The sequence below is a fragment of the Enterobacter cloacae complex sp. IR5418 genome, from assembly GCF_049238105.1.
Taxonomy (GTDB): Bacteria; Pseudomonadota; Gammaproteobacteria; order Enterobacterales; family Enterobacteriaceae; genus Enterobacter; species Enterobacter hormaechei.
This window is the reverse complement of sequence record NZ_JBMKHS010000103.1, coordinates 1-1,100: the sequence shown is the minus strand read 5'-3', so window position 1 is coordinate 1,100 and position 1,100 is coordinate 1. Positions and strand designations below refer to the sequence as shown.

The window sequence follows — 1,100 nt, the reverse complement described above, 5'->3', positions numbered from 1 at the left end:
TAAGGCCTTTGAATAAGACAAAAGGCTGCCTCATCGCTAACTTTGCAACAGTGCCGGACTTTTCAAGTCTCGGAAGGTTTCTTCAATCTGCATTCGCTTCGAATAGATATTAACAAGTTGTTTGGGTGTTCGAATTTCAACAGGTAAGTTAGTTGCTAGAACCCATGGCTCCTTTGCCGACGCTGAGTAGATTTTAGGTGACGGGTGGTGACAATGAGTCCGTGTCGAGCGCTGATTTTTTCGGCCTTTAGAGCGAGATTTATACAATAGAATTTGGCATGAGATTGGATTGCTTTTAGTCAGCCTCTTATAGCCTAAAGTCTTTGAGTGACTAGATGACATATCATGTAAGTTGCTGATAGGTTTCCAGTTTTCCGCTTCTAGGTCTGCATATTGTACTTTTCCTCTTACTCGACTTAACCAGTACCAACCCAGCTTCTCAACGGATTTATACCATGGCACTTTAAAGCCAGCATCACTGACAATGAGCGGTGTGGTGTTACTCGGTAGAATGCTCGCAAGGTCGGCTAGAAATTGGTCATGAGCTTTCTTTGAACATTGCTCTGAAAGCGGGAACGCTTTCTCATAAAGAGTAACAGAACGACCGTGTAGTGCGACTGAAGCTCGCAATACCATAAGCCGTTTTTGCTCACGGATATCAGACCAGTCAACAAGTACAATGGGCATCGTATTGCCCGAACAGATAAAGCTAGCATGCCAACGGTATACAGCGAGTCGCTCTTTGTGGAGGTGACGATTACCTAACAATCGGTCGATTCGTTTGATGTTATGTTTTGTTCTCGCTTTGGTTGGCAGGTTACGGCCAAGTTCGGTAAGAGTGAGAGTTTTACAGTCAAGTAATGCGTGGCAAGCCAACGTTAAGCTGTTGAGTCGTTTTAAGTGTAATTCGGGGCAGAATTGGTAAAGAGAGTCGTGTAAAATATCGAGTTCGCACATCTTGTTGTCTGATTATTGATTTTTCGCGAAACCATTTGATCATATGACAAGATGTGTATCCACCTTAACTTAATGATTTTTACCAAAATCATTAGGGGATTCATCAGCGTATAGTGTTTTGCAGTTTAGAGGAGATATCGCGA

At 42.9% G+C, this 1,100-nt stretch carries 1 pseudogene; it reads right to left on the bottom strand.

Annotated elements, in window-relative coordinates:
* Window positions 1-51: 51 nt before the first annotated feature.
* Window positions 52-957, bottom strand: a pseudogene (locus ACOTX7_RS24260) (IS4-like element ISVsa5 family transposase); the annotation flags it as partial.
* Window positions 958-1,100: the final 143 nt, after the last annotated feature.